Annotated in this window: 4 protein-coding genes and 1 pseudogene; 2 read left to right on the plus strand and 3 right to left on the minus strand. The window is 48.3% G+C overall.

Translation table 11 applies throughout. The features are described 5' to 3' along the window. The 3 genes and pseudogenes from F8N00_RS15870 to F8N00_RS15880 all read right to left on the minus strand — a co-directional run. Nucleotides 1–237: pseudogene (locus F8N00_RS15870) on the minus strand (hypothetical protein); the annotation flags it as partial. 14 nt (nt 238–251) lie between these two features. Then, the gene (locus tag F8N00_RS15875) at nt 252–1,979 is read right to left on the minus strand and encodes an ABC transporter ATP-binding protein (RefSeq protein ID WP_055966714.1); all 1,728 of its coding nucleotides are present in this window, start codon (nt 1,977–1,979) and stop codon (nt 252–254) included. Between the two features lie 321 nt (nt 1,980–2,300). Beyond that, entirely contained in the window at nt 2,301–3,116 is an 816-nt protein-coding gene (locus F8N00_RS15880) for a RecX family transcriptional regulator (protein ID WP_058705034.1), read from the minus strand. A gap of 133 nt (nt 3,117–3,249) precedes the next feature. Here F8N00_RS15880 and F8N00_RS15885 point away from each other — a divergent pair, with 133 nt between their 5' ends. Continuing rightward, nucleotides 3,250–4,158, plus strand: coding sequence for a TIGR01777 family oxidoreductase (locus tag F8N00_RS15885; RefSeq protein ID WP_055966711.1), 909 nt, complete (start codon nt 3,250–3,252; stop codon nt 4,156–4,158). Nucleotides 4,159–4,176: 18 nt separating this feature from the next. Further along, the gene (locus F8N00_RS15890) at nt 4,177–5,316 is read left to right on the plus strand and encodes an amidohydrolase (protein WP_055966708.1); all 1,140 of its coding nucleotides are present in this window, start codon (nt 4,177–4,179) and stop codon (nt 5,314–5,316) included. Nucleotides 5,317–5,457: the final 141 nt, after the last annotated feature.

The raw sequence follows: 5,457 nt of genomic DNA on the forward strand, positions 1-5,457 counted from the left end.
TCGTGGGCTCGGAGATGTGTATAAGAGACAGACCCAGTCCTTCTCAATTGCCACGATATGTTCATCAATGATGACTTTGGCGATATACGGACCTGTCAATTCCGCTCCGACTGCCAGTACGAGTAAAAATAATCCTAAAAAGATCGCTTGTTTCTCATGCATCGCATAGCGGATCAACGAACGGATCGTCGTCTTCCGACGTGCCGGATCGAGTTGGTATAATTCTAATTCATTCATGCAGAGGCACCTCCTTACATCTCTTCACTTTGTCGCTCGAATTGTTGAGCGTACCAGCCATTTTGTGCCATCAGGCTGTCATGTGTTCCTCGTTCAGAAATCATTCCGTCTTGCAAGACGATGATTTCGTCCGCATGTGCTACTGCCGATAAACGATGGGCAACAATCAATGTCGTGGATTGGTGGCGATTCGATCGAATCGAATCAATGATATGTGATTCCGTTTTCGCGTCTACCGCTGATAGTGAATCATCAAGCAACAGCAACTCTGGTTTTTTTAACATCGCCCGCGCGATCGAGAGACGTTGCTTTTGTCCTCCCGACAACGTGACGCCACGTTCACCAACCATCGTCTCAAGTCCTTGTTCCAGCGTTTCGATATCTTTTTCAAACGATGCGAGACGAATCGCTTCCTGCAATTCTTCTTCTGTCGCTTTACCTGCACCGAATAGAATATTGTCCCGAACGGATTTTGAGAATAATAAATGTTCTTGTGAGACGTAACCGGTCCATCCGCGAACCGTCTCTAGCGCAACATCTTCATACGGTACGCCGTTGACCGTCAGCATATCCCGTCCGATTGGATACTCACGTAAGAATTGACGCAAGAACGTCGTTTTCCCGGATCCCGTTGGTCCGACGATACCGATCGTTGTTCCTTGTTCGATCGTCATATTCAAATCTCGTAAGACCGGATGGGCTGTCTCTGGATACGTAAACGTCAAATCGTTCATCTCGATCCGTTCAGGGCGATCGACGTGTTCCCGCGGTGTCGAAGCAATCAACGGTTTGACTCGCATCGTTGCTTCTAAGCGGTCAAGACTCGCTGTTCCGCGCTGGATGACATTGATCAATTCACCAAAGGCGTACATCGGCCAGATCAGCATCCCGAGATAGATGTTAAAGGCGACCAATTGTCCGAGCGTGATGTCGTTCGTAAAGACGAGATATGTCCCGAACGATAAGCCGATCAAGTAACTGAAGCCAACGAGCAGCTTGATGATCGGTTCAAATAAGACGTCGATTTTTGCGACGTGCATATTTTTCTCAAAGACATCCGTCGTGACATCGTCGAACCGTTTAACATCGACTGGTTCTTGTACGAACGAGCGGATGACACGCAGTCCGGAAATCGACTCGACGACCTGGTCATTCATCGTTCCAAATGAATCCTGGGCAGTGATGAAACGTCCGTGAATTTGACTTCCGAGCTTATTCATCGCGTAGGCGAGAAGGGGCATCGGTAACAAGGCAGCAAGCGTCAACTTCCAATCGATCGCCACCCCCATGACGACGAGCGTGATTGCCGTCATGTTCAACGAGTCGACGAGCGTCAAGACACCAAATCCGGCTGTCCGCTCGACCGCCTTCAAGTCGTTCGTCGCGAGCGCCATCAAGTCTCCCGTCCGATTCTTTTGGTAGAACGTCGGCGTCAGTTTCAATAAGTGCGTAAAGAAGCGACTCCGAAGTGTCCGTTCTAATAAAAATGCCGTTCCGAATAATTTCGCTAACCACAGATACGTCAAGATGAAGGAAACGATGGAAATGACTGTTAATCCGATGACGTATTGCAAGAGCGTCGCCTGGTCCATCGATCCCGACCGCAATCCGTCGATGACCTTACCGATCAGCCATGGCGGCGTTAAATCGATGAAGCCGGTGATGATCAATAAGACGACTGCTACGAGATACGATGATTTGTGTTCTTTTAGAAACCAACTCAATTGCCGAAATAAACGCATGAGGGTCCCCCCTTTACTGTGAAATGAAGTACTTTTTCCGAGCACGCAAAAAGGCATACGGATTTCCGGATGCAGTCCGAGAATCAGTATGCCTTGAAATGGGCATGATGCATTCTTGTTCGTCTGCGCGCTCGGGAGACGAATCCCCTTGCTCGCACATGAAATGAATTACTTATACGTGCTCAAGAGTCTCCGTCGTATTCAGCTGTTGGATATGAGTGAAACCAATTGGCTTTTTCATAGGACGGTTCCTCCTTTTCTTAGTCTGTGCGTAGAATAGCACAATTGTCGGATAATTGTCAATTTTTCGTCTTGCTTTTATTATTCCGCCTCTTCTTCTTTGACTTGTTCGAGGACTTGAGCCGCTAGACCGTATGGAAATCCTTTTCGGACGAGCGCTTGTTTCACTTTCTGTTCGCGTTCGAACGGTTCAAGTTGCCGGTATTTCGGATAATACTTGCGTGCTTGATAAAGGGCCGCTTGTTCTTCTTCGTCCCCTTCTTCAGCTCGAAACACCTCTTCGATGCCCGCCTTGATCAAGTCGGACGAGAATCCGCGTTGCATGAGCGTCATCTGTAACTTTTGTGTCAGTTCCCGCACGGAACGCCGTTGCAGCTCTTTTTGCTTTTGCCGCAAAAACTTCAGGACTTTTTCGTATTCCTCTTCATTTGTAAACGTCACGATCGCTTCATCGATCGCCGTCTTCGGTATCTTCAATGCCTCAAGGTCGCGTCGAATCCGTCCCGGTCCTTGAGGTGTCGTCGCTTTTTTCGTTGCCGTATAAGCAAGTGCGAACTGTTGATCATCCAGATAGCGCTGCTCCGTCAATCGCTCGATTGCATGTTTGATCGCATGCTCCGGTGTCTCTTTCTCTGTTAAATAGGCGACGACTTCACTCGTCGCCCGCATGCGGTACGATAAATGATTCAACGAGAGACGATACGCTTTTTGCTGTTCTTCAGCCGTCAACACTTCCTTGACGAAATCGTCATCGAGTTCCTTATCGCGTTGTAGATTGTATTTAATTAAGATATCAACGTCTACGGCAAAGGCATATTCTTCTTTGCCATCACGCTCGACATAGATATTGAATCGTTCGCTGTTCTTTTTCTGCGTCGAGATCCGTTTGATCTTCATGTCGTTCCCTCCCCTAACCTGATTCAGTAGTTCTACGATATCATGAACAGGCAGGTCTATGTTTGAGTGAAACCATGGAACGGGAACAAATGGAAAGAAGCTACTTTTACTTATTTCAGGGAGGATGGATTACATGAACATTGCGATTACCGGTGGAACCGGTATGATTGGTCAAGCCTTGACGAAGCGTTTACTCGAGCAAGGACATCATATCTTTATCTTAACGCGTCATCCGAAAGCAAATGACGCGCATGTCACATATATCAAGTGGATGACAGAAGACGCAAAACCGGAACAGCACTTAGAGGGCGTTGATGCATTCATTCATCTGGCTGGTGCTTCGATCAACGACGGACGTTGGACAGATGAACGCAAACGCGTCATTCTCGACAGTCGCGTCAGCACGACGAAGGAGCTCGTTCGAATCGTTGAAGCACTCGATCAAAAGCCAAATGTCGTATTGTCTGCTTCTGCGGTTGGCATTTACGGACAAGATCGGCATCAAACCTTCTCTGAAGATCACCCCCTTCCACCGACCGCTGACTTCTTAAGTCATGTCTGTGTCGCGTGGGAAGATCTTGCCCGTCCGATTGCCGACGCTGGCATTCGACTCGTCCATCCACGAATCGGTGTCGTCTTAACGAAAGCCGGTGGCGCTTATCCGTTAATGCGCCTGCCTTATGTCTTGTTTGGTGGTGGGACGATGGGCGACGGAAAACAGTGGGTCTCCTGGGTCCACATCGATGATTTAGTCGATTTATTCCTATTCGCACTTGAGACCCCGACAGTCGAAGGACCACTGAACATCACTGCGCCTCACCCGGAGACGATGCGCCGTTTTGGACAGACGATCGGAAAAGTCTTACATCGCCCACACTGGCTCCCGGCGCCACGCTTCGCGTTAGAGCTCGCACTCGGTGAAAAGAGTACGATTGTACTAGAAGGAGCTCGTGTCATCCCGAAAAAAGCGCTCGAAAACGGATACAAGTTTCGGTATGCTGAACTAAAGGATGCATTGCGAGCAATCGAGCATTCAAACTAGTACAGGGGTGGACGATACTTGGATATCTTAATTCGAAATGCACATATCTATCCGATTACTTCGGACAGTTTTTACGGGGACATCCGTATTCGTGATGGAAAAATCATTGAAATCGGTGAATTACTGGATCATTTAGACAACGATCAAGTCATTGAAGCAGAAGGTCACTTTTTATTGCCCGGTTTCATCGATGCCCATACACATCTCGGATTATATGACGAAGGTACCGGAACCGTCGGAAATGATGCGAATGAGACGATTTTCGCGATGACTCCTCATCTGCGTGCCATTGATGGCGTCTATCCGCTGGATGAAGGCTTTAAGGAAGCCGTCGAACACGGGATCACGACCGTTCAAGTCATGCCTGGTAGCATGAACATCATCGGCGGCGTCACGAGTGTCATCAAGACGCACGGACGGTTCATCGATGATATGATTCTTCGAAAGTATGCGGGTCTGAAGGTGGCGCTCGGTGAAAACCCGAAGCGTGTCCATAGTGCTGGTCGCGCCGGTGAACTGACACGGATGGGCATCATGGGGATGTTGCGCGAAGCCTTTCTTGAAGTTCGGACACAACGAGTTTCCGAAACGTTCGCCCATCAGATGATCAAACGGGTCCTTGATCATAAAATGCCGCTTCGTGTACATGCGCACCGAGCAGATGATATTCTTTCCGCAATTCGTTTTGCGGAAGAGTTCGATCTCGATTTACGTATCGAACATTGTACGGAAGGTCATCTCGTCGCAAAAGAGATGGAACAATTACCGATTGAAAAAGTGACGGTCGGACCCACCTTCACGCGAAAGTCTAAAATCGAACTGAAGAATAAGACATGGGAAACGTATCGAATTCTTCATGAGCATGGTCTTGAAATCTCCATTACGACCGATCATCCGTACACCCCTGTCCAGTACTTGAATCTCTGTGCCGGTCTAGCTGCACGAGAAGGTCTACCGGTCGATGTCGCCTTGCGCGCGATCACGATTCATCCAGCCCGCTCGCTCGGTGTGGACGATCGCGTCGGATCGATCGAGGTCGGAAAAGACGCGGATCTCGTCCTATGGAGTCACTTCCCACTCGACTATTTAGCGAAACCGCTCATGACGATGATTGACGGAAAAATCATTTTTGAACACGCTCAACTGAACTTGACTTAACCCCACCCCCGCCAGGTGTTTTTTGCACCTTTCGGGGGTTTTAGACGCTTACGGAAAACATCTTGTTTTTGTATCTTTTTTCACAAAAATTATTTTCTTGCAATTTTAAAAAAAGAAGGTAATATTATCTTATCCGACAAC

The organism is Exiguobacterium sp. A1_3_1, from assembly GCF_048985645.1.
In the GTDB taxonomy this organism is placed as follows: domain Bacteria; phylum Bacillota; class Bacilli; order Exiguobacteriales; family Exiguobacteriaceae; genus Exiguobacterium_A; species Exiguobacterium_A indicum.